The sequence below is a fragment of the Gordonia zhaorongruii genome, from assembly GCF_007559005.1.
Classification (GTDB): Bacteria; Actinomycetota; Actinomycetes; order Mycobacteriales; family Mycobacteriaceae; genus Gordonia; species Gordonia zhaorongruii.
Window position 1 is genome coordinate 812,015 of record NZ_CP041763.1, and the last position, 25,236, is coordinate 837,250.

Annotated in this window: 22 protein-coding genes and 1 tRNA gene; 12 read left to right on the plus strand and 11 right to left on the minus strand. The window is 66.8% G+C overall.

The features are described from left to right. Window positions 1-6: 6 nt before the first annotated feature. A complete protein-coding gene (locus FO044_RS03650; RefSeq protein WP_143965347.1) occupies window positions 7-1,164 on the minus strand; it encodes an acyl-CoA dehydrogenase family protein in 1,158 nt (385 codons plus the stop codon). Between the two features lie 33 nt (window positions 1,165-1,197). Next, on the minus strand, window positions 1,198-1,788 hold the full coding sequence (locus FO044_RS03655) for a TetR/AcrR family transcriptional regulator (RefSeq protein ID WP_132994059.1): 591 nt from the start codon (window positions 1,786-1,788) through the stop codon (window positions 1,198-1,200). 92 nt (window positions 1,789-1,880) lie between these two features. Here FO044_RS03655 and FO044_RS03660 point away from each other — a divergent pair, with 92 nt between their 5' ends. Next, on the plus strand, window positions 1,881-2,654 hold the full coding sequence (locus tag FO044_RS03660) for an SDR family oxidoreductase (RefSeq protein ID WP_132994058.1): 774 nt from the start codon (window positions 1,881-1,883) through the stop codon (window positions 2,652-2,654). On the opposite strand, the gene FO044_RS03665 is transcribed toward FO044_RS03660, so the two are convergent. Together FO044_RS03665 and nagE are read right to left on the minus strand one after the other, a co-directional pair. Then, window positions 2,651-3,283, minus strand: coding sequence for a phosphoribosylanthranilate isomerase (locus FO044_RS03665; RefSeq protein ID WP_328591150.1), 633 nt, complete (start codon window positions 3,281-3,283; stop codon window positions 2,651-2,653). The two genes, FO044_RS03660 and FO044_RS03665, sit on opposite strands and share 4 nt — an antisense overlap. Continuing rightward, window positions 3,280-5,331 (minus strand): N-acetylglucosamine-specific PTS transporter subunit IIBC, encoded by a 2,052-nt coding sequence (nagE, locus tag FO044_RS03670; protein WP_132994057.1) that lies wholly within the window; start codon window positions 5,329-5,331, stop codon window positions 3,280-3,282. Before nagE ends, FO044_RS03665 begins: the two co-directional genes overlap by 4 nt. Window positions 5,332-5,505: 174 nt before the next feature. Between nagE and FO044_RS03675 the strand changes: the two genes are divergently transcribed. From FO044_RS03675 to FO044_RS03700, 6 genes are read left to right on the plus strand one after another with little or no spacing between them, the layout of a single operon-like run. Continuing rightward, complete coding sequence (locus tag FO044_RS03675; protein ID WP_132994056.1) at window positions 5,506-6,522, plus strand: iron-siderophore ABC transporter substrate-binding protein; 1,017 nt, start codon at window positions 5,506-5,508, stop codon at window positions 6,520-6,522. 32 nt (window positions 6,523-6,554) lie between these two features. Then, complete coding sequence (locus FO044_RS03680; RefSeq protein ID WP_132994133.1) at window positions 6,555-7,532, plus strand: FecCD family ABC transporter permease; 978 nt, start codon at window positions 6,555-6,557, stop codon at window positions 7,530-7,532. After that, on the plus strand, window positions 7,529-8,569 hold the full coding sequence (locus tag FO044_RS03685) for a FecCD family ABC transporter permease (RefSeq protein ID WP_132994055.1): 1,041 nt from the start codon (window positions 7,529-7,531) through the stop codon (window positions 8,567-8,569). Before FO044_RS03680 ends, FO044_RS03685 begins: the two co-directional genes overlap by 4 nt. Then, complete coding sequence (locus FO044_RS03690; protein ID WP_132994054.1) at window positions 8,566-9,366, plus strand: ABC transporter ATP-binding protein; 801 nt, start codon at window positions 8,566-8,568, stop codon at window positions 9,364-9,366. Before FO044_RS03685 ends, FO044_RS03690 begins: the two co-directional genes overlap by 4 nt. Further along, on the plus strand, window positions 9,356-10,321 hold the full coding sequence (locus FO044_RS03695; protein ID WP_132994053.1) for a siderophore-interacting protein: 966 nt from the start codon (window positions 9,356-9,358) through the stop codon (window positions 10,319-10,321). The genes FO044_RS03690 and FO044_RS03695 overlap by 11 nt, the downstream gene beginning before the upstream one ends. 45 nt (window positions 10,322-10,366) lie before the next feature. Then, on the plus strand, window positions 10,367-11,782 hold the full coding sequence (locus tag FO044_RS03700) for a class II fumarate hydratase (protein WP_132994052.1): 1,416 nt from the start codon (window positions 10,367-10,369) through the stop codon (window positions 11,780-11,782). Window positions 11,783-11,819: 37 nt separating this feature from the next. Here FO044_RS03700 and FO044_RS03705 read toward each other — a convergent pair whose 3' ends face one another. The 3 genes from FO044_RS03705 to FO044_RS03715 all read right to left on the minus strand — a co-directional run bounded on the left by FO044_RS03705 (window position 11,820) and on the right by FO044_RS03715 (window position 15,635). Further along, window positions 11,820-12,947 (minus strand): NAD(P)/FAD-dependent oxidoreductase, encoded by a 1,128-nt coding sequence (locus tag FO044_RS03705; RefSeq protein WP_132994051.1) that lies wholly within the window; start codon window positions 12,945-12,947, stop codon window positions 11,820-11,822. A 78-nt stretch (window positions 12,948-13,025) separates the two neighbouring features. Next, window positions 13,026-14,732, minus strand: coding sequence for a fumarate hydratase (locus FO044_RS03710; protein ID WP_143965348.1), 1,707 nt, complete (start codon window positions 14,730-14,732; stop codon window positions 13,026-13,028). A 51-nt stretch (window positions 14,733-14,783) separates the two neighbouring features. Continuing rightward, window positions 14,784-15,635: a patatin-like phospholipase family protein gene (locus tag FO044_RS03715; RefSeq protein WP_132994049.1), complete on the minus strand. Its 852-nt coding sequence runs from the start codon at window positions 15,633-15,635 to the stop codon at window positions 14,784-14,786. A gap of 147 nt (window positions 15,636-15,782) precedes the next feature. On the opposite strand from FO044_RS03715, the gene FO044_RS03720 reads away from it, so the two are divergent. Both FO044_RS03720 and FO044_RS03725 read left to right on the plus strand, forming a co-directional pair. Then, window positions 15,783-16,346: a hypothetical protein gene (locus FO044_RS03720; RefSeq protein ID WP_132994048.1), complete on the plus strand. Its 564-nt coding sequence runs from the start codon at window positions 15,783-15,785 to the stop codon at window positions 16,344-16,346. 96 nt (window positions 16,347-16,442) lie between these two features. Next, entirely contained in the window at window positions 16,443-16,889 is a 447-nt protein-coding gene (locus tag FO044_RS03725; RefSeq protein WP_268896138.1) for an SRPBCC family protein, read from the plus strand. Here the strand turns inward: FO044_RS03725 and FO044_RS03730 are convergent. Together FO044_RS03730 and FO044_RS03735 are read right to left on the minus strand one after the other, a co-directional pair. Continuing rightward, a complete protein-coding gene (locus FO044_RS03730; protein WP_132994046.1) occupies window positions 16,886-18,664 on the minus strand; it encodes a DUF3556 domain-containing protein in 1,779 nt (592 codons plus the stop codon). The genes FO044_RS03725 and FO044_RS03730 overlap by 4 nt on opposite strands. A gap of 43 nt (window positions 18,665-18,707) precedes the next feature. Next, complete coding sequence (locus tag FO044_RS03735; RefSeq protein WP_132994045.1) at window positions 18,708-20,189, minus strand: class I adenylate-forming enzyme family protein; 1,482 nt, start codon at window positions 20,187-20,189, stop codon at window positions 18,708-18,710. A gap of 148 nt (window positions 20,190-20,337) precedes the next feature. On the opposite strand from FO044_RS03735, the gene FO044_RS03740 reads away from it, so the two are divergent. Next, the gene (locus FO044_RS03740) at window positions 20,338-21,606 is read left to right on the plus strand and encodes a PucR family transcriptional regulator (protein WP_132994044.1); all 1,269 of its coding nucleotides are present in this window, start codon (window positions 20,338-20,340) and stop codon (window positions 21,604-21,606) included. Window positions 21,607-21,730: 124 nt separating this feature from the next. Then, the gene (locus FO044_RS03745; RefSeq protein WP_235831532.1) at window positions 21,731-22,309 is read left to right on the plus strand and encodes a hypothetical protein; all 579 of its coding nucleotides are present in this window, start codon (window positions 21,731-21,733) and stop codon (window positions 22,307-22,309) included. A gap of 90 nt (window positions 22,310-22,399) precedes the next feature. Here FO044_RS03745 and FO044_RS03750 read toward each other — a convergent pair whose 3' ends face one another. Continuing rightward, the gene (locus tag FO044_RS03750) at window positions 22,400-23,476 is read right to left on the minus strand and encodes a DUF3616 domain-containing protein (protein ID WP_132994043.1); all 1,077 of its coding nucleotides are present in this window, start codon (window positions 23,474-23,476) and stop codon (window positions 22,400-22,402) included. Between the two features lie 857 nt (window positions 23,477-24,333). Continuing rightward, window positions 24,334-24,407 (minus strand) — tRNA-Leu (locus FO044_RS03755). A gap of 119 nt (window positions 24,408-24,526) precedes the next feature. Between FO044_RS03755 and FO044_RS03760 the strand changes: the two genes are divergently transcribed. Then, the gene (locus FO044_RS03760) at window positions 24,527-25,231 is read left to right on the plus strand and encodes a DsbA family oxidoreductase (RefSeq protein ID WP_132994042.1); all 705 of its coding nucleotides are present in this window, start codon (window positions 24,527-24,529) and stop codon (window positions 25,229-25,231) included. Window positions 25,232-25,236 lie beyond the last annotated feature (5 nt).

The window sequence follows — 25,236 nt, forward strand, 5'->3', positions numbered from 1 at the left end:
GGTGCCCTACAGGCCCATGTTCTTGGCGATGATCGAGCGCATGACCTCGCTGGTTCCGCCGTAGATGCGGGTCACGCGGTTGTCGGCGTACAGGCGGGCGATCGGGTACTCGTTCATGTAGCCGTAGCCGCCGTGCAGCTGCAGGCAGCGGTCGATGACATCCGAAGCGGCCTCGGTGCAGAACAGCTTCACCGAGGCGGCGTCGGCCGCGGTGAGCTCACCGACGTCGTACGACTCGACCGCTCTGTCGACGACGGCCTCCATCGCGTCGACCTGAGTCTGGCAGGCGGCCAGCTCGAACTTGGTGTTCTGGAAGGCGGCGACCGGCTTGCCGAAGACGTTGCGCTCCTGCGTGTACTCCTTGGCGAAGCGCACGGCGGCGACGGCCTGAGCATGCGCGTCGACGCCGATCGAGAGCCGCTCGCGGGGCAGGTGCTGACCGAGGTACGAGAAACCGAGGTTCTCCTCGCCCAGCAGGTCCTCGGCGGGTACCAGGACATCGGTGAACGAGAGCTCGGCGGTATCGGACGTGCGCAGTCCGATCTTGTCGAGCTTGCGTCCCACCTCGTAGCCCTTCAGCGTGGTGTCGACGACGAGCAGCGAGATGCCGAAGCGGCGATCGTCCTCGCGGGGCGCCGACGTGCGGGCGCAGACGATGACGCGGTCGGCGTTGACGCCGCCGGTGATGAATGTCTTCGCGCCGTTGAGGACGTAGTGGGTGCCGTCTTCGGTGAGCTTGGCCGTGGTGCGCATGCCCGCCAGGTCCGAACCGGTGCCCGGCTCGGTCATCGCGATCGCGAACATGGTCTCACCGGAGGCCATGCTGGGAAGCCAGCGCCGCTTCTGCTCGTCGTTCGCGTGCTTGAGCAGATAGGGAAGGCACAGGGCGACGTGCACGGAGGACCCGCCGAAGTTGACGCCCGCACGGGTCGTCTCCTCGGTGAGGATCGCCTGGTACTTGTACGAGGTCTCGCCCGCTCCGCCGAACTCCTCGGGCACCTCGATCCCGAAGATGCCGAGGTCGCCGAGCTTGCGGTAGAAGTCCTTCGGGACGATGCCGTCCTCGAGCCACTGGTCGTAGACCGGAACCACCTCGGACGCGATGAACGACCGGATGGTGTCCCGGAACGCGTCGTGGTCTTCGTTGTAGATCGTGCGGCGCATTGCGCCACCTCCTTCTCCATAGGTGATCGATGTTCAGTTCTGCGGGAGGACGCCGAGCATGCGCAGCGTCAGATCGGCGTAGTGATCGCCGACGGTCTGGGGAGTCCACGGCCTGTCGGTGCGGAACCAGCGGGCCACGTCGATGCCGAGCGAGGTGATGGCGGTGGTGGTCATCGAGATGTCCGGGGCCACGAAGGTTCCGTCGGTCACGCCGTCGCGGATGAGGCCGGCGATCAGTCCGTCGATGCGCGTCCGGAGGGCGACGATCTCGGCGAGGTGCTCGGTCGAGAGTCTCGTCATCTCGTAGTTGACGACGCGCGAGCTCGCATGGTGCTGCGCGTGGTAGATCACGAATCCGCGGATCAGCCGTCGCATCCGCTCGGACGGAGTCGTGTCGGCGGCCACCGCTTCCTCGACGATGCGGTTGATCTCGTCGTGCCCGAGCCTGGTGATCTCGTACAGCAGTTCCTCTTTGGAGGTGTAGTGGACGTAGACGGCGGCGGGACTCATCCCGGCCGCGGCGGCGATGTGCCGGGTGCTGGTGCCGTGGAAGCCGTTCTCGGCGAAGGAGGTCATGGCACCGGCGAGGAGCCGCTGCCGCGTCAGTTCGGCTTTCGTCGCCATGACACCGGCCTCCTCTGTTAGGTTGAGCGGGAAACTAAGCGATCGCTTAGTTATCTGACCACACGGCAGATTACACGAGGGAAGGCCCGACCATGCCTGAGGCTGATGCCCGACGAATCGTCGTCACCGGAGCCGCTGCCGGGATCGGGCGGGCCATCGCCACCCGGCTCGCCGCAGAGGGTGAACGCGTCCTGGTGAACGACCTGGATGCGAACGCCGTTCATGCGCTGGCGCACGAGATCGGGGCGATCGCCGCACCCGGGGACGCGGCGTCCCCGGAGGGAGTGGCCGAGCTCGTCGGCGTGGCCCGCGAATGGCTCGGGGGCATCGACGTCTGGTTCGGCAACGCCGGCGTCGATCGCGGCCGCGGACTCGAGGCGGACGACGAGGAGTGGTCGGAGTCGTGGGAGGTGAACGTGATGGCGCACGTGCGCGCCGCACGCCTCCTGGTGCCGGAATGGGTATCCCGCGGCGGTGGCCGGTACGTGGTCACGGCGTCGGCTGCGGGACTGCTCACGATGCTCGGCGCGCCCGCGTACTCGGCGACCAAGCACGGGGCGGTCGCGTTCGCCGAATGGCTGTCGGCCACCTATCGGCACCGGGGCGTCGTGGTGCAGGCGATCTGTCCGCAGGGCGTGCGCACGCGCATGTTCGACGAGGCAGGCGACCTGCAAGGGCTGCTGGCCCACGACGGTCCGCTGGAGCCCGACGACGTCGCCGATGCGGCATGGCGGGCGCTCGCCGGGGACGAGTTCCTCGTGCTGCCGCACCCGCAGGTAGCCGACTACTACGCGGCTCGCGTGACCGGCACCGACCGGTGGCTCGCAGGCATGAACAAGATTCAGCGCGGGCTCGAGTCGAGCTAACTCTCCGCCGACCGGGCCGCTGCGATGAACGCACGCACGAGGACGTGGTCCTTGACGCCCGGTGACGACTCGATGCCGCTCGAGGTGTCGACGCCCCACGGCCGGGCCTGCGCGATCGCATCCGCGACGTTGCCCGGGTGCAGGCCGCCGGCCAGCAGCCAGCGGCCGCCGACTCCGCGCTCGGCGAGCGCCGACAGATCCCACCGCTCACCGGAGCCGGGCCGGGGCGCGTCGAGCAGCAGGCTCTCCTCGCCGTAGGCCCCGACCTGCAGCGGCGGGTCGTTCGCGAGCGACGTGGCACGCCACAGGCGGGGGATGATCCGGGCGGCCGACGCGAAGTCGGCCTCGCCGTACGAGCCGTGCAGCTGCAGCACGTCGAACCCGAGGTCGACGGCGATCGCTGCGGCGTCGGCGGCAGGCATGTCGTTGACGACGAGCACGGTGTCGACGCGGCCCGCGGCCTGTGCGACGACGGTCCGTGCGGTTGCGGAGTCCACTGCACGGGCACTGGTCCGGTTCATCACCACACCGACGGCGTCCGCGCCCGCATCGACGGCGACGTCGACCGTCTCGGGACGGGTGAGTCCGCAGACCTTCACGTACATGGTGCCCAGGTTAGCTGCGCTCACCGCAGTTCGAGCACTGCGGACTTGTCGTTCATCACGACCACCGGGCTCACCGTGGGGTGGCCTGCGGCCTCGACCGCGGCGAGATCGACGTTCACCAGCGGCTGTCCTGCGGTGACGGTGTCGCCGGCCTTCACCAGGGCCTGGAAGCCCTCGCCCTTCATCTTCACCGTGTCCAGACCGATGTGGATGAGGAGTTCGGTCCCGTCGGTCAGGCGCAGTCCGACCGCGTGGCCGGTGGGGAAGACGGTCACGACGGTCGCGTCGGCGGGCGCGGTCACGGTGCCCGACGTCGGGACGATCGCCGCGCCGGGGCCCATCATGCCGGTGGAGAACGTCGTGTCCGGGACCTCCGAAAGATTGACGGCGTAACCGGGGATCGGCCGCGGAAGTGTGATCGTCCGGCGCTGCGCGAGCACCGTGGTGCCCGTCGCACCGAGTTCGGAGTCGATCTCCGCATTGGCGTCGTCCACCGCCTCGACGGCGTCGTCGACGGACTCCGGATCGACCTCGCCCGCCAAGATCCTGTCCATCGCGTTCTTCACGAACTGCACGTTCAGGCCGTAGATCACCTGAACCGAGTGGCCGCCCGGCTTGATGGTTCCGGCGGCACCCGCACGTGCGAGGGCGGGTTCGTCCACCTTGGCGGTGTCGGCGACCTCCATCCGGAGCCGGGTGGCGCAGTTGTCGAGTTCGGTGATGTTGTCCTTGCCGCCGAGTCCGTCGATGAACTTCCCGGCGATTCCCAGGAAGCCCTTCGATGCGGCGCCGCCCGCTCCGTCGTCATCCTCGTCCGCCGGGGCATCGTCCTCGCGACCCGGGGTCTTGAGCTGGAACTTGAGGATCACCCAGCGGAAGACGAAGAAGTAGACGACGAACCAGAACGCGCCCATCACCAGGATGATCCACGGGTTCTCGGCCATCGGGTTCTGCCAGTTGAGTACCAGGTCGACGAAACCGCCGGAGAACCCGAAGCCCATGCGGACCGGAAGCAGGGAGGCGACCGCCATCGAGATGCCCATGAACACCGCGTGGATCACGTACAGGAAGGGCGCCAGGAACATGAACGCGAACTCGAGCGGCTCGGTCACGCCCACGAAGAACGACGAGACGGCACCCGACAGCAGAATGCCGTAGGCGATCTTCTTGCGCGTGGTCTTCGCCGTCACGTACATGGCGAGCGCGGCACCCGGCAGTCCGAACATCATGACCGGGAAGAAGCCGGTCATGTACTGGCCGGTGACGCCGTAGTCGCCTTCGCCGGAGAGGAAGTTGTTCAGGTCGTTGATGCCGGCGACGTCGAACCAGAAGACCGAGTTCAATGCGTGGTGCAGACCGAAGGGGATCAGCAGCCGGTTGAAGAAGCCGTACAGGCCGGTGCCGAACGCACCCGCGCCGACGATGGCCTCCCCGAAGTTCACCAGACCGGTGTAGATGAGCGGCCACACGAACAGCAGGATCAGTGCGACGATGAGGGACACCCCCGCGGTGATGATCGCGACGGACCGACGCCCCGAGAAGAACGCCAGCGCGTCGGGGAGCTGGATGTCCTTGAAGCGGTTGTAGCAGGCCGCGCCGATGATGCCGCACAGGATGCCGATGAAGGCGTTCTGGAAGGAGCCGGGCGTGAAGGCCGCGTTCACATCCGGGGACTGGATCACGAGGTGGCCGCCTTGATCGGCCGTCTGCCAGCCGTCCGACAGTGCGGTGCCGTCCTCCGCAGCTTCGGTCTTCCAGCCCGATCCGAGCAGGCTCATCACCGACGTCGGCGCCAGCAGGCTGGTGATCACCAGCCACGACACCAGTCCGGCCAGCGCGGAGGTGCCGTCGGACTTGCGGGCCATGCCGATCGAGACGCCGACGGCGAACAGGAGCGCCAGGTTGTCCAGGATCGCCAGGCCCGCGGTCAGCAGGAAGGAGGTGACGATGGTCGGCTGGTCGTCGTTGAGACCGATGATCCAGTTGGCGATGCCGACCAGGATCGCGGCGACCGGAAGCACCGCCACCGGCAGCATGATCGACTTACCGAGATTCTGGAGGAACTTCATCATCAGGCGGGGCCCATCGTCGCGAATCGTCCGGGTGGTGGCGTTAATCCGTGATGGACCTTACAAGGGGAGTGCGAAGGCGGGGCGAGTTCGACCGCTTGGCCGCGCAAATGCTACGTTAGGGCAGCCTACCCACATGGTTGTAGGCTCCTGACCTCCTCAGAACGGACTACCAGCGTGCGCAGAAATCGCATCGTCACGCTCCTGCTGGCCGCGGTGCTCGCCGCGTCTGCGACCGCGTGCACCGCCTCCGATGAAAAGTCCTCCGGTGAGTCGGGAGGCGAAGGCTTCCCGATCACCGTCGAGCACACCTACGGCACCACGACCATCGAATCGAAGCCGGAACGCGTCGCCACTGTCGCCTGGGCCAACCACGAGGTGCCATTGGCGCTCGGCGTCACCCCGGTAGGCATGTCGAAAGCCACCTGGGGCGACGACAACGGCAACGGCATCCTGCCCTGGGTCGAGGACAAGCTCGACGAACTGGGAGGGGAGAAGCCCGCGTTGTTCGACGAGACCGATGGCATCGACTTCGAAGCGGTCGCGAACACCGAGCCGGACGTCATCCTCGCCGGGTACTCGGGCGTGACGAAGCAGGAGTACGACAAGCTGAGCCAGATCGCGCCCACCGTGGCCTACCCGAAGGTCCCGTGGGGAACTTCGTGGCAGGACATGGTCAAGATCGACTCGAAGGCCATGGGCATGGAGACACAGGGCGACGAGCTGATCGACCGGCTGAACGACCGGGTCGGCGCGTCGCTGAACCGTCATCCCGAATTGAAGAGCACCAAGCCGCTCTTCGTGTTCCTCGACCCGACGGACACCAGCAAGATCGGCTACTACACAGCGAACGACACCCGCGCCGGGTTCCTGCGTGAGATCGGGCTGCCGCTGCCGGCTCAGGTGGCGAAAGCGACGGATGAGTCCGAGGAGTTCTACGTCGAGGTGAGCGCGGAGAAGGCTGATCTCTTCAAGGACGTGGGCCTGTTCGTCACCTACGGCACGGAGGCGACGAAGGCGCAGCTCCAAGCCGATCCGCTGCTGAACAAGATCCCGGCGGTCAAGGAAGGCCGGATCGCGATCCTGCCTGACGGGACCCCGCTGGCGTCGATGGCCAACCCGTCGCCGCTGTCGATCCCGTGGGGCATCGACCGCTACTTCGACACTCTCGCAACGGGACTCAAGACCTCTTGATCCGAGCGCAGGCGACCAGGCCGTCCGGACGGATGGCCTGGCTCGTCGTCGGCGCCGTCGTGCTCGTCGCTCTGTGCGGGGTCTCGATCGCGTTCGGTGTCCGCGACGTGGCGTTCGACGCGATCCACGGCGCCCTGTTCGGCGGTTCGGAGACGATCGCCGAAGCGGCCGTCGCCGAACGCATTCCGCGTACGGTGCTCGCGATGATCGTCGGCTCGGCGCTGGCGCTGTCCGGCGCCGGGATGCAGGCTGTGACGCGCAACCCGGTCGCCGATCCGGGAATCCTCGGCATCTCGGCGGGAGCGTCGCTCGCCGTCGTGTGCGGCATCGTCTTCTTCGGGCTGGGTGATCCGTACTCGTACATCGCGATCGCGATCGCGGGCGCCGCACTGACCGCCGTGTTCGTCTACGCGGTGGGCTCCATGGGGCGCGGCGGTACGACGCCCCTCAAGCTCGCACTCTCCGGCGCGGCGACCGCCGCCGCGCTGACCTGCCTGATCAGCGCGGTACTGCTGCCGCGAGTCGACGTGATGGCACGGTTCCAGCATTGGCAGGTGGGCGGCGTCGGCGGCGCCGACTGGGACCGGATCGCGGTGCTGTCCCCGGTGCTCGCGGCAGGCGCCCTCCTGACGTTCGCGTTGGCGCGCGGGATGAACTCGCTCGCGCTCGGCGACGATGTGGCCGCAGGCTTGGGCGAGAACGTCGGACGGACCCGGCTCCTATCGGGGATCGCCGCCGTGGTGCTCGCCGGTGCCGCGACTGCGATCGCCGGACCGATCGCCTTCGTCGGGCTCTTGGTGCCGCATGCCTGCCGGGCCATCATCGGGACCGACCACCGCTGGCTGCTTCCCTTCAGTGCGCTCGGCGGCGCAGCACTGCTCGTCGTCGCGGACGTCGTCGGCAGGCTCGTCGTTCGGCCCGAGGAGATGGACGTCGGAGTCGTGACCGCTCTCATCGGCGCGCCGTTCTTCATCTGGATCGTCCGTCGGCAGAAGGTGAGGGAACTATGACCGAGCCTCAGACGACTCGGCACGCGGTCCAGGCCGGCCGACGGCAGCGGACAGTCCGACGCCACACGATCGTCGGCGGACTCGCACTGCTGACTGCGCTGCTCTTCGTGGTCTCCCTGATGGTCGGCCAGACGTTCTACGGCATCGACGAGGTGTTCATGGTGCTGCGCGGCGACCAGATCGCCGGAGCCTCGTTCACCGTCGGCGATCTGCGGCTGCCCCGAGTGACCCTCGCGCTGCTCGCCGGCTTCGCCTTCGGGTTCGCCGGCGTCACATTCCAGACACTGCTCCGGAATCCGCTCGCATCCCCCGACATCATCGGGATCTCCTGGGGCGCTTCCGCTGCGGCCGTCGTCGGCATCGTGATCTTCGGACTGACCGGCCCCAGCGTATCGGCGGCCGCCCTCTGCGGTGCCGTCGGCGCCGCAGCGGCCGTGTACGGGCTGTCGCAGAACGGCGGTTTCGCCGCCACCCGGCTCATCCTGATCGGCATCGGGATCGGCGCCATGTTGAGCAGCGTCGTCTCGTGGGTGCTCGCCCGCGCATCCGAGTGGGACATCCAGGCGGCTCTGCAGTGGATCACCGGAAGCCTCGCGCAATCGTCCTGGGAAGCCGCCGCACCACTCGCGCTCGCAGTGGCGATCATCGTTCCGCTGATGCTCCTCGTGGGGCGCGACATCGACATGCTCCGGCTCGGCGACGACACCGCCGCGGGCATGGGCGTGCGGGTGGAGGCGACACGCGTCGCGTTCCTGCTCGGCGCGGTGATCCTGTTGGCGTTCGCGACGGCTGCCACCGGTCCCATCTCGTTCGTCGCCTTCATGGCCGGGCCGATCGCGTCGAGGCTGATCGCCGGTGGCGAGCGCATGCTGCTGCCGTCGGGACTGATCGGCGCGATCATCGTGATGTCGGCCGACCTCGTCGCGCAGTTCGCGCTGCCGCACCGGTATCCGGTCGGCGTCATCACGGGTGTGCTCGGCGCCCCGTTCCTGATCTATCTGCTCATCCGCGTCAACCGGTCGGGAGGCACCCTGTGACCGCTGAACATCAACTCGCAGCACAGGGGGTCCGGCTCGCCTACGGCGACCGGGTCGTCGTGGACGGGCTGGACCTCGACGTCCCGCCCGGCCGGATCACCGCGATCGTCGGGGCGAACGGCTGCGGTAAGTCGACGGTGCTGCGCAGCCTGGCCCGGCTCCTCAAGCCGGAGGCCGGACAGGTGGTGCTCGACGGCGCGAGCATCACCTCGCGACCCACCAAGGAGGTCGCACGAGTGCTCGGACTGCTGCCGCAGAGTCCGGTGGCGCCGGAGGGGATCACCGTGTCCGATCTGGTGGGCCGAGGACGGCATCCGCACCAGAAGATGCTCGCCGGGTGGACGGCCCACGACTACCAGGCGATCGCCGACGCGCTCGACGCGACCGGGATCGCCGATCTCGCCGAACGCTCGGTCGACGAGCTGTCGGGCGGGCAGCGCCAGCGGGTGTGGATCGCGATGGCGCTCGCGCAGGAGACCGAGATCCTGCTGCTCGACGAGCCGACCACGTTCCTCGACGTCGCCCATCAGGTGGAGGTTCTCGATCTCCTCACCGATCTGCGCGCGGCACGGGGCACCACCATCGTGATGGTGCTCCACGACCTGAACCTCGCGGCGCGCTACGCGGACCACCTGATCGCGATGCGCGCAGGCAGTCTCCACGCGCAGGGCGATCCCGAGGACGTCGTCACCGCCGAGCTCGTCGAGAGCGTGTTCGGGCTCAAGAGCCGGATTCTGACCGACCCCGTCTCCGGGAAACCTGCAGTCATGCCGATTGGGAGGCACCATGTCCGCTGATACGCACCTCGCTGAGGTCCAGACCGAGTCCCCGTTCGCGGTGGGCCGCGCCCGCGTCCACTCCGTCGTCCCGGTCTCGCAGAGCTTCGTCCGGGTCACGTTCGTCGGCGAGCACGTCGACCGGATCGGAACACCCGGCACCACCTTCGATCAACGGGTCAAGCTGGTGTTCCCGGGGGACTCCGGAACAGTGCCCGAGCTCGCCGACTCCGTCGACTGGTATCAGCAGTGGCTGGCCGTTCCCGAAGACGAGCGCGGCTCGATGCGCACGTACTCGATCCGCGACGTGCGGGTGGGAGACGACGGCTCCACCGAGCTGGTCATCGACTTCGTGCTGCACCTGAAGCCCGGACTCACCGGTCCGGCGTCGTCGTGGGCGTCGACCGCGACGGAGGGCGACGAGGTCCTGCTGATCGCCCCGCGCCGAGGACGGTTCGACGGCGGCGGCATCGAGTACGCGCCGGGCCGGGCTCGCGCAGTGCTGCTGGCCGGCGACGAGACCGCCGCACCGGCGATCGCGCGCATCCTCGAGGACTGCCCGCGCGACGTGCGTGGTTCGGCGTTCATCGAGATCCCCACCGCGGACGACGAGCTGCCGTTCGCAGCTCCGGACGGCGTCGACGTGCACTGGCTGGTGCGCGACGGTGCCGAGCACGGCGCGAAGCTTCGGCCCGCCGTGCTCGACCATCTGGCGGCCGCGATCGGCAAGGAGGTCCGGGACGACGAGGACGTCGCCGTCGACGACGACTCGCTCGTCTGGGAGACGCCGACCTACTCCGGTGCGGGTGAGGACGTCGACTCCGGGACGGTCGCGGTGATCGACCGCTACTACTGGATCGCGGGCGAGAGCAAGGTCGTCACCGGACTGCGCAGGCACCTGGTGAAGGACCTGGGCATCGCACGCGCGCAGGTCGCGTTCATGGGCTACTGGCGCCACGGCGTCGCTATGGCCTGAACGCCGCGCAGGAACATCCGAGCCGACCGAGAGGTTGTACCGACCATGGCCGACAGCACTGAGAACCACACCGAGTACCGGATCGAGCACGACACGATGGGGGAGGTGCGCGTCCCGGCGGACGCTCTCTGGCGTGCGCAGACGCAGCGGGCGGTGGAGAACTTCCCGATCAGCTTCCGTCCGCTCGAGCGGCCTCAGATCCGCGCACTCGGTCTGCTGAAGGCGGCGACCGCCCAGGTGAATCACGATCTGGGTCTCCTCGACGCGCAGAAGGCGGACGCGATCGTCGCCGCTGCCCGCGAGATCGCCGAAGGCGTGCACGACGATCAGTTCCCGATCGACGTCTTCCAGACCGGATCGGGCACCAGCTCGAACATGAACACCAACGAGGTGATCGCCTCGATCGCGGCGCAGTCGGACGTGCAGGTGCACCCGAATGACGACGTCAACATGTCGCAGAGTTCGAACGACACGTTCCCGACGGCGACTCACGTCGCCGCGACCGAAGCCGTCGTGCGCGACCTGGTTCCCGCTCTGCAGCAGCTGCAGGCGGCGCTCGCCGACAAGTCGGAGGAGTGGCGCGAGGTTGTGAAATCGGGGCGCACGCACCTGATGGATGCGGTGCCCGTGACGCTGGGACAGGAGTTCGGCGGATACGCGCGCCAGGTGCAGGCCGGCGTGGAGCGAGTGCAGGCGACCCTGCCGCGCGTCGGGGAACTGGCCATCGGCGGCACCGCGGTCGGTACCGGGCTCAACGCGCCCGAGGGGTTCGGCACCCGCGTCGTGGCGAAGCTCGCCGAGCTGACCGGCGTCGACGAGCTGAGCCTCGCGACCGATAACTTCGAGGCGCAGGCGGCCCGCGACGGACTCGTCGAGCTGTCCGGCCAGTTGAAGACGGTCGCCGTGTCGTTGACGAAGATCGCCAACGACATTCGCTGGATGGGTTCGGGTCCGCTCACCGGGCTCGGCGAGATCCGTCTTCCCGACCTGCAGCCGGGCAGCTCGATCATGCCGGGCAAGGTGAATCCGGTTCTGCCCGAGGCCGTCACCCAGGTCGCGGCGCAGGTGATCGGCAACGACGCGGCAGTCACGTGGGGCGGCGGCAACGGTGCGTTCGAGCTCAACGTCTACATCCCGATGATGGCGCGCAACGTCCTCGAGTCGATCACGTTGCTCAGCAACGTGTCGCGGCTGTTCGCCGACCGCTGCATCAGCGGACTGGTCGCGAACGCGGATCACCTGCGCACGCAGGCCGAATCGTCGCCGTCGATCGTCACGCCGCTCAACTCGGCGATCGGCTACGAGGAGGCGGCAGCGGTCGCCAAGCAGGCGCTGCGTGACGGCAAGACGATCCGCGAGACCGTCATCGACCGCGGACTCGTCGGTGATGATCTGTCCGAAGAGGAACTCGACCGCCGACTCGATGTCCTCAAGATGGCGAACGTGGACCGGAAGCGTTAGTCGGAGATCACGCTGAACCTGGTCGGTCCGGATGCAGTCAGAACCGGTTCGGCTCGAGCGCTGCCGCCCGCACTCCGCCTGCGGCGACGTCGTCCGGCAGCGGATCCCCGCGGAAGACAGCGGCTCCGGCCCGGGCCAGGCCGTCGGCCATCTGGATGCCGTATCCGCCCTGGCCCGCGAACCAGAAGAAGCCCTCCACTCCCGGGTCGAAGCCGACCACCGGTGACCGGTCCGGCGCGAAGGTGCGCAGGCCCGCCCACGAGGAGCGGATGTGTCGGACGTTCAGGTCGGTGACCTCGTTGATCGACTCGATGGCGCGGGCGATCGTCAGATCGTCGGGCCGGACGTCGTGCGGATGACTCGGCGTCTCGTCGGCGGGGGAGCACAGGAGCCCGTTGGCTTCCGGCTTGATGTAGAAGGCGTTGTCGAGGTCGTCGACGACCGGCAGCGACGGCGTCCTCAGCCGGCTGGGCGCGTCGACGCCGAAGATCGTCCGGATCTTCGGACTCACATCGACCGGCGCAGCACCTGCGAGCCCGGCGATCGTGTCGACCCATGCGCCCGCGGCGTCGACGACCACCGGCGCGCGCACCGTGTCGTCTCCGCTGAGCGTCACGGTCCACTCGCCGTGGGTGCGGACCAGCCCGGTCACCGCGGCCCGGGTGCGGACCTCGCCGCCGTGCTGCCGCAGTCCGCGGACATAGCCCTGGTGCAGGGCGTGGACGTCGATGTCCATCGCCGCCGGGTCGAGCAGCGCGGCCTCGATCGCATCGCGTGTCAGGTACGGCGCGAGGGCGACGGCGTCGTCGGCGGACAGCATCTCGACGGTCTGCGCCTGACGTCGGACATCGTCGTGGAATGCGGTCAGCGCGTCGCCGCGACCTTGCCTCGCGAATACGAGGTAGGGGCGCGGTGTGAGGAGCGGGCCGTCGAACCCGTCGGCAGGGGCGGCGAGGAACGCGCGGCTCGCACTGGTCAACGCACGTACCGTGGTGTTGCCGAACGTCTCCAGATAGAGAGCGGCCGAACGGCCGGTGGTGTGGAACGCGAGCGTGTCCTCCTGCTCGACGAGGCAGACCCGTCTATCGGCGCTCAGCTGATAGCCGATGGACACTCCTGCGATCCCGCCGCCGATCACGACGACGTCGAACGCTGCCGAAGCCATTCCGCACCACCTCCGCGTGTTCCGGTGATGGCTCCAGGGTAGGAGACGAGACGGCCGCCGTAGGCCGACTGTCGGTCCTTACCGCTCCCGCGACCGCACCCGGATACCGCTGATCGGCACGTTCACGGTCCCCGAGGGGTCGGTGAAGAAGTCGTTGCCCTTGTCGTCGACGACGATGAAGGCCGGGAAGTTCTCGACCTCGATCTTCCACACGGCCTCCATGCCGAGTTCCGGGTACTCGAGCACTTCCTGGCTCTTGATGCAGTCCAGGGCGAGCCGTGCCGCCGGGCCGCCGATGGATCCGAGGTAGAAACCGCCGTGCGCGTCGCACGCGGTCGTGACCTGCTTGGAGCGGTTGCCCTTCGCGAGCATCACCATCGAGCCGCCTGCCGCCTGGAACTGCTCGACGTAGCTGTCCATGCGGCCCGCGGTCGTCGGCCCGAACGATCCGGACGCCATGCCCTCGGGAGTCTTGGCCGGGCCCGCGTAGTAGACGGGGTGATCCTTCAGATACTGCGGCATCTCCTCGCCCGCATCGAGACGCTCCTTGATCTTGGCGTGCGCGATGTCGCGGGCCACGACCAGCGGTCCGGTCAGCGAGAGTCGGGTCTTGACCGGGTGCTTGGAGAGCTCTTCCAGGATCTCCGGCATCGGACGGTTCAGATCGATCTGAACCACCTCGCCGCCCGCGATGTCCTCGGCGACGCCCGCATCGGGCATGTACTGGGCCGGGTCGGTCTCGAGCTGCTCGAGGAACACGCCGTCGGCGGTGATCTTGCCCAGAGCCTGGCGGTCGGCCGAACAGGAGACGGCGATGGCGACCGGGCACGACGCGCCGTGGCGGGGGAGGCGCACGACGCGCACGTCGTGGCAGAAGTACTTGCCGCCGAACTGCGCGCCGATGCCGAACGACTGCGTGAGTTTGAAGACCTCTTCCTCGAGCTCGGTGTCGCGGAACCCGTGCGCCGCCATCGACCCCTCGGTCGGCAGGTTGTCCAGATAGTGCGCGGAGGCGTACTTCGCGGTCTTGAGTGCGAACTCGGCCGACGTGCCGCCGACGACCACCGCCAGGTGGTACGGCGGGCACGCAGCGGTGCCGAGCGAACGGATCTTCTCGTCGAGGAACTCGAGCATGCGCTTCGGGTTCAGGATCGCCTTGGTCTCCTGGAACAGGAACGACTTGTTGGCGCTGCCGCCCCCCTTGGCCATGAAGAGGAACTTGTACTCCGGCCCCTTGGGGCCCTGCTCGGTCGCGTAGATCTCGATCTGTGCGGGCAGGTTGGTGCCGGTGTTCTTCTCGTCGTACGTGGTGAGCGGCGCGAGCTGGGAGTAGCGCAGGTTCAGCTGGGTGTACGCGTCGTACACGCCGCGGGCGATGACCTCACCGTCGTCGATGCCGGTGAGGACGCCCTCGCCCTTCTTTCCCATGACGATCGCGGTGCCGGTGTCCTGGCACATCGGGAGCACCCCGCCTGCCGAGATGTTGACGTTCTTCAGCAGGTCGAGCGCCACGAACCGGTCGTTGCCGGACGCTTCGGGGTCGTCGATGATCTTGCGGAGCTGCCGCAGGTGCGCGGGCCGCAGGTAGTGGCTGATGTCGTGCATCGCCTCCGAGGCGAGCGTCTGGATGGCCTCCGGCGCAACCTTCAGGAAGGTGCGGCCGTCGACGTCGAACGTCGAGACGCCTTCCGTGGTGACCAGGCGATACGGGGTGTCGTCCTGATCGGCCGGAAGGAGATCGGAGTAGAGGAATTCGGGGGCTGATGACTCACTCACAGCCTGCATATTAGCGAGCCTCAGCCCTTCGTCACAGGTAAGGACTACCTACCTCGCCGGTCAATGAGCATGGAACTCGATGTGGTCGGCGGGGACCTCGCGGCGACCACCGTCGGCGTCGAGGAATGACCGGGAGTCCTGGTACGCGCGGTCGATGAGTTCAGCCGCCCGGCTGAAGTCGATCTCGCCGACGTCGATCGGGCAGGGCGGCGGCAGAACGATCAGGTCGGCGTCATCGGAGTACTCGCGGATGTCCCGGATCAGTCGCTTGTGGACGAGAAGCTCCATCGTCTGGAGCAGCATTCCGGTGACGCTCGTCGGCGGTGCGTCGAGAGCGCATTTGTAGCCGCACGACAGGATGTAGATCCGGTCGATGCCCGAGGCGATGGCGGGCGAGATGGCTGTGTTGTCGGCGACCCCGCCGTCGACGAGCAGACTGCCGTTGTGATCGACGGGCGGGAGCAGGCCGGGGAGGGCGCTGCTGGCCAGGATCGCCTCCACCGAGTTGCCGGAATCGAGGATGATCTCGTCGCCGGTGAGCAACGCGGTGGCGATCACCCGTAAGGGAATGCGGGCGTCTTCGAGGTCGGTGAACGTCAGGTGACGCTCCGCGAGGTTGCGCATTCCGTGGTCGCCGAACAGGGCCGGACTGCGGCCGAGCAGTGCGTTGAGGAGCCGGCGCGGTCGGGGCGGGAATATCTGCCAGGTACTCAGGCCCTTCCACACCTCCCCGAGTTCGTCCGCCGATTCGATGGACAGCCCGTGCCCGGCGATGAAGCCGGCGTTGAGTGCTCCGGCCGATGTGCCGACGAGCAGATCCGGCTGCACGCCCCGTTCGGCGAGAGCGGCGAGCATGCCCACCTGGATGGCGCCGAGGTTCGCGCCGCCGGACAAGACGAAAGCGGTGGTCACGTTCGCGAGAGTAGTCGCGGGGACGACGACGCACCGGGGAGCCGGTATATCGACCGAACGACTGCGCGTAACCGCAGGAGCCGGTGGCGCCGATCATCCGGTTAGGAGCGTCGGTGAGAGCACCGTCGCCCGACCGGAGGAGTCCTGATGAATCGCAGTATCACCACCGCAGCCTCTGCCGGCGTGATCGCCGCCGCTGCGCTCCTGGGCACGGCGTGTTCGACGGACGGCAGTCCGGACGCGGTACCGGACTCGGCAACCGTGAGTGCCCGTTCCTCACAGCCGACTCACACGCAACAGCCGACTCACACACAGGCGGTTCACGGCGATGTGTCGGTGAACGGCAGTGGCTCTGCGCCGGACTCGGATCCGGTGGTCGAGACGACCCAGCCGACCGAAACAACCCAGCCGACCGGAACCGAGTCGACGGTATCGACGTGCGATTCCGCGTCGGCAGGCAATCTCGCGGCGGTGGCCTCGAACTCGGCGGTCGCGGACCGCCTGGTCGCACCGATCCTCCTCGGCGGGGTCTCCTGCTCGGGAACCAGTGCAATCGGCGTGACCGCACCCGACGGCGAGCATCAGCCCACGGGGATCCTGTTCCGCAACAACGGAAGCGGTTGGTCCGCTGTCGAGATCGGCAGCGCGATCGACTGCTCGTCGCTCGGCGTGCCCGCGGAGGACGTTGCGAACCTGGAAGGCTGCTACTGACGGTCGATTGCCGGGATCCCGGTCAGGGGCCAGGCGATAAGCTGGTCGCACATGCGTCGAGGCTAGGAGACCATCGCCATCGGTACCAATCGTGAACTGCGCGCGTCGGTGACCATCGATGCTCCCGCGAGTCGGGTGTGGGAGGTGCTCACCGACTTCCGGAACCTCGTGCGCGCGAGTCCGGAGTTGATGTCCATGACGCCGCTGCGGCCGGGCGGACTCCGGGTCGGCCAGGTGTACGCGAGTCTGAACCGCCGGAACCTGGTGGTGTGGGCTACCCGCAACCGGATCATCCGGGTGGACCGCGAGCGGGCCCTCGCCTGGGACACGGTCACCAGCGGAGCTCGCTGGATCTTCGAACTCGACGGCGCCGCAGGCACCACGGTGCTCACCGAGCGGCGGTCGGTCCCGGATGGTCTGACCATGACCGGACGACTGTTCGCGAGCACGATGCTCGGCGGCGGGGAGAACCACGCCGCCGAGCTCGAAACTGCCATCGACCGGACACTCCGGGTGATCAAAGCGAAGGCGGAATCGGCCTAGGGGCGGGGGTCACGGGCGCTCGGTGACGCCACGGTCCGGCTGGCGGGCGCATCCGCCCGCTGCGAGGTGACGTGAACCGGAACGGTCCCGGTCGTATCGAGCCACGGCTGGCGTTCGATCAGGTCGCTGACGGTGACGGTGCCTTCTTCGACCACCCCGCTGGCGGCGTCGAAGATCACGTACTTCTGGTCGCCGTTGTGAACGGGCTGCGCCTCGATCATGACCAGCCGAAGATCGCCGTCCTGCAGGTTCAGCCGCCGGTGCACAGCGGTCGCGAGCTGCTCGTTGTGCAGGTGTCCCTCGCCGAAGTTCCAGCCGATGAGAGAGCCTGCCATGAATTCGCCCTCGCGGACCACGTAGTCCTCGCGGTCGGGGACCGCACGCGGGATCAGACCCATGTGCGCACGACCGTGACTGTGCATCGACCGCCAGGCGGAGAACTTCTGCATCATGAACTCGCTGGTGTCCTCGTCGTACAGCTTGAGCAGTTGGTGCTTCGTCATGGGCGCCGACTTCGTGATCTCGGCCTCCATGCGCTCCTCGAGCCCCGGGCGCATCAGCCAGGTGTTGGTTGCCCAGTTGCCCGCGTAGTAGCGCATGCCAGTGAGGAACGAGATCGCCTGCGGCTTGATGTCGCCGATGACGATGCCCGCGATCAGTGCGACGGCGATCAGGTACGGCCACGGGGTGGTCGCGTTCCAGATGGAGTACGTCGAGTCGGTGTAGTTGAAGAACAGGAACCAGGCTGCACCGATGACGAACAGGTTCCATTCCAGCGGCACTCCGGCCGGGAACGTCGACAGGATGAACAGGTGGAAGATGGTCAACCCGATGAGGATCACTGTGGTCAGGATCGAGTTGGTGGAGAAGATCAGGATCGCCGGCATCACGAATTCGATCACGGTGCCCTGGTGGGCGGCGATCTTGGCGAACAGCGATGGGCGCATGTCCTCCGGGTAGTTGCGGTACAGCTTCTTCTTGACCCATGGGCCGCCGACGAACGGGCTGTTCGAGATCATCACCGACACCACGAACGGGAAGTGGTGGTTCAGCTTCGACGACGCGGCACCCCACCAGACGGCGACCATGATCAGCTTCAGAGCGATGATCATGTCGATGCAGGGGAACAGGAAAGCGATCGCCATGACGAGGTACTGATCGGAGCGGGCTGACAGGAAGATCGCCTTGTCGCGCAGGCCGACGAGCGCCAGTGCGACGACGATGGCGATCGGGACCGCCGGGGCGATCATCCCGGCATCGCCAACGTCACCCACACCGTCGGACACCAAGCCCCACACCAGGATTCCCAGAAGTGCCGCGTAGAGGACGACGTCGACGATCGTCCGGGTTTCGCCGCCGGTCAGCGGGACCTTGCCCGGCCATGGAGCCAGGCGGATGGTGCCCGGACGCAGCCAGTAGGTGAATCCGCCGACCGGCGGGAAGAACCGCATCGTCAGCGGACCGGATCCGCAGCCGAACCCGCAGACCTCGAACAGGATCGTGAAGATCACGACCTTCTGGAACACGATCGGCTCGGTCCACCACGAACCGATGTCCGACAGCTCACCGATGCCCGGAGTGCTGATGGAGATGATCCACAGCGGCAGCAGCACATAGGCGGCCATCTTCACGAAGTAGAAGAGGTAGGCGCCGGGAGGCGTGCCGAACCCGTTCGCGCCCCAGTGCTGCACCTGGATCCTCAATCGCTCCAGCTGCGGCAGCTTGCGCCACTCACTCAGGTCGATGTCGGGCAGGGTAGGGGACAGGATTCCCATGACGTGTTCCTTCGGTCTTACGGGTCGGTCGAGTCGGCGACGGTCAGTGCTCAGCGTCGGCAGACTCATCTGCCTGATCGCTCAATCGTTTACGCATGGCGGGCTTGTCGAGCTTGCCGACCGGGTTCTTCGGAACGTCGTCGACGATCCAGACGGCGACCGGACGCTTGTACTTCGACAGCGACTCGTCGATGTGCTTCTGGATGACGTCTTCGGTGGTCGACGGATCCGACACCGACACGAACAGCACCGGCTCTTCGCCGCGCATGGGATGAGGTCGGCCGACGACAGCGGCCTCGAGGACTCCGGGAACCTCGTAGACGACGTTCTCGATCTCCTTCGGATAGATGTTCTCGCCGCCGCGGATGATCATGTCCTTCGCGCGATCGACCAGCGTCAGGTAACCGTCCTCGTCGAACCGTCCGATGTCGCCCGTCCGGAGCCAGCCGTCGATGAAGGCCTTCTCGGTCTCCTCCGGCAGATTCAGGTATCCGCGCATCACATTGGGGCCCTTGATCTGCACCTCGCCCGCCGAGCCGTCGGTGATCTCCTCGCCGCCGGGTCCGGCGATGCGCACCTGCTCGCGGGGGAGGGGGAGGCCGACGGTGCCCGGTTTCCGCTTGCCGTGGATCGGGTTGACCGTCGAGGCGCATGTGGCCTCCGACAGTCCGTATCCCTCGATGACCGGCACCGAGAAGCGGCTCTCGAACTTGTCGAGCAGTTCGGCGCTGGCAGGGGCGGCACCGCACACGGCGAACTGCAATGAGGAGGTGTCGGGCTGCAGTTCCTCGGGCAGGTTGGCCAGCATCGCGAAGATCGTGGGCACCCCCGAGAAGTAGGTCGGCCGGGCGGCTTCGACACGGTCGAAGAACGTGCGGGGATCGAACCGGCCGGCGACGGTGACCGATCCGCCCGCGACGAGCGAGGACAGTGCACCGACCACGATGCCGTTCACGTGGAAGAGCGGCAGGATCAGCAGGCTGTGCGTCGAGCTGTCGAGGGAGAACTCCTCGATCGCCATCTCAACCATCGCCGTGAGATTGGCGTGATCGAGCATCACACCCTTGGGCCGACCGGTGGTGCCGCTGGTGTAGATCAGCAGTGCCAGGTCGTGCTCATCGGTCTGCGTCGTCTCCCGCGTACCCGTCTTCGCCGAGGAGAGGTCGGTCACGACCGTCACGTCGTCGGCGAGCTTGGCCTTGAGGTCGTCGCTGGTGACCACCGCCGACTGCTTGCAGTCGGCGAGCTGGTAGGCGATCTCCTTCGGTTCCAGAGAGGGGTTCACCGGAGTCGCCGTCGCCCCGAGCCGCCACGCGGCGAACAGCGCGATCACGAAGTCCGCGGTGTTGGGCAGCATGATCGCGACCACGTCCGACTTGCTCACGCCGGCTTCCGCCAGAGTGCCTGCCGCACGGATGATCGCCTCGTCGAACTCGTGGTTCGTGAATGTCTGCGTGTCATCTGCCAGTGCGGGCGCACTCGGATCGGACTCGGCGCGTGAGCCTGCCATCTCAGCCAGAAACATGTGAATCCTTCGTTCTCGGAGTGCTGTACAGCACGTCACTTTACGAACACCTATGTGATCGCAACCATATCCAGCGGCGACAAAGTTCCGGCTCGTATTGTCCCCTCGAGACAACGCCGTGGGGTGCGCACCGACTACTGTCACATTCGTGACCGAGTACGGGATTTCGCAGTCCGATGACGTTGTTGCCGACGTGGTGGCATCGGTGATCACTGAGATGAGCGAGAACCTGGTGGGGGAGTCGCGGCACATCCGCGAGGTCCTGGAACGCGATATCACCGAACTGCGCGGGAACCGGCAGTTACTCGACCTGCTCGGCGACAGCGTCGAGAGCAACGTCGACGCGGTGTTCCACATCATGCGTCACGGCATCTCCACCGACGGTGTGCAGGCCCCGTCGGCGGCGGTGGAGTACGCGCATCGGCTTGCGCAGCAGCTCATTCCGATGGCCGCGTTGGTGCGTGCGTACCGACTCGGCCAGACCGCACTGCAGGAGCGGGTGTTCACCACCATCGAAGCCTCCGACATCGAGCCTCGCCTCGGGTTGGAGGCCGCGCGCCGGATCGTCTCGATCGCATCCGCGTACATCGACACCGTCACCGAGCAGGTCGTCGCCGCCTACCAGGCGGAGCGCGACAAATGGATGTCCAACCGCAACACCATCCGGACCGTGCGCATCCGGGAACTGCTGTCGACGACTGCCGAGGTAGACGAAACCCAGACGTCGGCGGCCATCGGATACAACCTGAATCAACATCACTGCGCCGCGATCGTCTGGTCGACGGCTCCCGACCCGCAGCACGACGAGCTGTCCCGCATCGAACGTGTCACCCGCACGCTCGCCACCGAACTCGGTGCGGGGAGCGAGTTCCTGTTCGTCGCCGCCGACCGGCTGACCGCGTGGGTGTGGATGTCATGGCCGGCGGACACCGATCCCGACCTCGGTACGGCGCGCGATCACATCGGGGAGAACCTCTCCGGCCTCTACGTCGCACTGGGTACGCCGCACCCCGGGAGTGCCGGGTTCACCAAGTCGCACCGCGAGGCCGTCGAGGCGCGGAACATGGCCGAACTCGCGGAGGACCCGCCGCAACTGCGGTCCTACGCCGACCCGGGTCTTGCCGTGGCTTCGCTGGTCAGCGCCGATTCCGTCCGGGCGCGGGAGTGGGTGGCACAGGTCCTCGGGCCGCTGGCGGCCGATACCGACGCTGCCCGACGGCTCCGTGAGACGCTGCGGGTATTCCTCGGCAACCAGTCGAGCAACAAAGCGACAGCAGAGCAGCTGCATCTGCACTACAACACGGTCAAGTACCGGGTGAAGAACGCCGAACGCGATCGCGGACGCCCCATCGCCGACGATCGTCTCGACGTCGAAGTAGCGCTCCTTCTCGACTACTGGCTACCGCGGCCGGACTAGTGACGGAGCGGAGAATCCGCCCCAAACACTCATCTGGAATATTCCTCATCCCCTGCGAAATCCGGGGCGGCAAAGGGCAGCATGTGTTCGGTACACATTCGACCGAATCAATGGAACAGGGACCATGCGAACACAACGACGGTTTATCAAACTCCTCACCGCGATGATCGCGATCGTGATCGTCCTGGTGGCAGGCGGCTGCAAGGGAAGCGACTCCGACTCCACTACGGCCGCAAACGGTTCGGGTGCCAATTCGCAATCGGAGAATGCTTCGGGTGAGTTCGCCTGCCCGAAGGAGAACACCATCAAGTTCGCGAAGACGAAGTTCACCTGGCATGCCGGGCTGGGCTTCGGCGCCTTCCACCGGTGGATCTACAAGCCCGCCAAGGCCGGGAGCTTCAAGAAGGGTGCTGACGGGCGTGTGAAGGCGTTCGTCAAGGCGGGAGCGGCGGCCCTGTTCGTCAAACGCCAGGTGCGCCTCGCCTCCGAGGACGCGAAGGCCAACCCGACGCTCTGCAAGTCGATCGTCAAGCCGATGAAGTCCATCTCGGACAAGGTGTCGGATGCCGTGAAGAGTGCTCGCAAGGGCGACCTCGGCGCGGTCAACTCCCTCAACGACGACGTCAAGTCGGTGATGACGAAGTCCAAGGATCAAGGCAGTGAGATCAAGCCGGATGAGAACGCGGACATCGGCGCCAAGTAGCGTCTGAATTCTGAATACGTGAGTGGCCGACGCGAGATTCTCGCGTCGGCCACTCACGTTCGTGACCCGACCGTTCAGTCAGTCGGACAGTCAGTCGGACAATGGGAATCGGTCCGCGAGCATGCCGCGCTGCGGGTTGATGCGGCGAGGAGCGGGGCTGTCGTACACCACGAGAAGCTCCCTCGGGTCCGGGTCGTTCAGCAGGGCGATGCCCTCGGCGTGGTCATCGCCCTCGCCGTAGGGGAGGTCGAGCACCGTCTCGAGGTCGGGTGCTCGCACCAGCTGCGACGCTTCGGCGTCCGGCGCACCTTTCCAACGGTGCACACGCACCGGACCGTCGAGGTCCATGGTCGGTCCGGAGAGAACCAGGATGTCCCGCCCGTCGGAGCACAGGTCGCGAACGCCCAGGCCGCCCAGATCCAGCAGGTGCTTTCGGTAGCGGGAGCCATCGTCGAGGCGGCGGGCCTTCAACCGTTCCGGATGCTTCTTCGACGGGGTCAGCCGCAGTTCGATGACCGTGGCCCACCCGCGCAGTACCGGCCCGCGCAGCCCGACGAACACCCGGTCGCCGAAGGCGGCGATCCCCTCGATGTCGATTCCGTTGTCCTTGCTGGGGATCGATAGGAACGGGGCCAGGTGCTCATCCTCGCGAAGCAGTTCTGTCAGGCTCTTCGATCCGACGCCCAGCACCGCCGCATGCTCGGTGCGCCCATCCAACTCGACGTGCTCCCGCAACTCGGATACGCCGTCCTCGTCGGTCACCGGAATCCGCAGCAGCACGTGCCGGTTCTCTTCGGACTTCACTTTCGCCAGGCGCTCGAATGCCTTCTCTGTGCTGTGCTGCTCTTTGATCCGCGACCGTTTGCGGCTGTGCGAACCCACCGCCCAGAGGTAGTGCCCGTCGCGAGCGAAGCCTTCGAGGTCGGCTTCCTCATCGGCGTCGTCGGACGGCATCGGCACCAGGTCGGCCAGCGCGTACACCTGTTCGTCGCCGTATACGACGGTGCGTCCGGGTTTCCGGGTGAGTCGGTGGATGACGGCGCCCTCGTCGCCGCCGACCCATAAGGTGTCGTCCCCGTCCGTGCGGATCGCGGACAGATTGGTGTTGATCTCCTTTTTCCGCGCGCGCTCGGAGAACTGGAGGCGGGCAGTGCGTGGTGAAGCCATGATTCAAGGGTACGGATGCCGAATGACCGCGACTCGAATCGGAAACATCGTGCGAGTGGTACCCATGCCGACCGGCATCGGTCTATAGCCGGTTGCCGGCCGTCATACGTACCACTCCGACGAGATACCGTCGCCGTCCGAGGCCGCGGGCCGAGTCGACCGGCAATCTACGCGACGCCCGCGCGGGCGCACTCCCAATCGTCGGGGACAGTCCCACCGTCGAGGAAGTCGCGCAGGAACGACGCGTCAGGCTATCGAACGTTGCGATCGCCCGGTGCGTCTCCGGAATCAGAGGTGCACCGGGCGCATCGGTTACGTCTGTTGCCGAAGAACCTGCCCAAATTCGTCAACAGTGAGGGTCACAGTCTTCTTCTCGGTGGCCTGCATGATGTAGAGGATGAGCCATACGAGGCTCCAGCAACCGCATGTCACAAGTGTCAAGATCAGATGAAGCATGTGATTGATGGGCTTGCCGTATCGGAGGACGGCGTTGTAATCCGACTGCGATTCCACCATCGCTCCACGGACAACCTCGTTGTGAACGCCTTGCGCGAGACGGCTCTTTCGGGTGTCGGGGTCGGCCTTGGGTAGTGGGCCGTTCGTTGGGTACCCCGGTTGCGTCATCTACATTCTCCTTCGGTCATCGATAGGTATCGAAAGTCTTAAACCCGCCAGAGATTAGCGGTATCCGACGTTCTTGAATTGCCGACTTTCCGAATTTTGGAGAGATTCGTCCGGTTGGACGACGTGATGCCGCCGAATGGCTTGTATGCATGGGGCTAGCGGCGCTTCGGGCAGTGCCCAAACCTGTAGTCGCTCGCACCGGGCAGGCCAGGAGCCAAGCCCGTTGCTACCAGTGCCCCCAGTCGGACTCGAACCGACACTTTGCAGATTTTAAGTCTGCTGCCTCTGCCAATTGGGCTATAGGGGCGTGCGGTCAAGCATGCCAGGGCTGCGGTGTCGTGTGGCATCGGGCCGCCGGTCTTGGGAACACGCTCGCGGACGGCGTTGTTGAACCGGGCAACATCTCACGTATGGAGGCGCATCATCATGCAGGTCGAGATCTGGACCGACATCAACTGCCCGTTCTGTTACCTCGGCAAGAAGCGCTTCCACGATGCGCTCGACGAGTTCGAGAATGCGGAGTCGGTGCAGGTGACGCACCGTTCGTTCGAGCTCGACCCGAATGTCCCGGAGGGGACATCCGGGGACGTGGTCGAGAATCTGTCGAAGAAGTACGGACGCACGCTGGAGCAGGCGGCGGACGGGGAGCGTCAGCTCGCCGCGTCGGCGCGTGAGGCCGGGCTCGAGTACGTGACGTCGGGGCGCGACATGGGCAACTCCTTCGATATGCACCGGCTCCTGCACTGGGCGAAGGAGCTCGGCCGGCAGGAGACGATGCTCGACGCGCTCTATGCGGCCAACTTCGCGGAGCCCGAGCCGCTGTTCGGCAGCAGCGACCGCCTCGTCGAGGTGGCGGTCGGCGCGGGCTTCGAGGAGGCCGGCGTACGAGAGGTGCTCGACGACCCGACTCGGTACGCGCAGGACGTCCGCCGGGATGAGGCGCAGGCGCAGGAATTCGGAGTGCAGGGTGTGCCGTTCTACGTCTTCGACCGCAAGTACGCCGTGTCCGGAGCTCAGCCGGTCGAACTGTTCACGCAGGCACTGAATCAGGCGTGGGCCGATCGCCCGACGCCGACACTCATCGGTGAAGGCGACGCCTGCGGGCCCGACGGGTGCGAGGTGCCTCGGTAATGCGG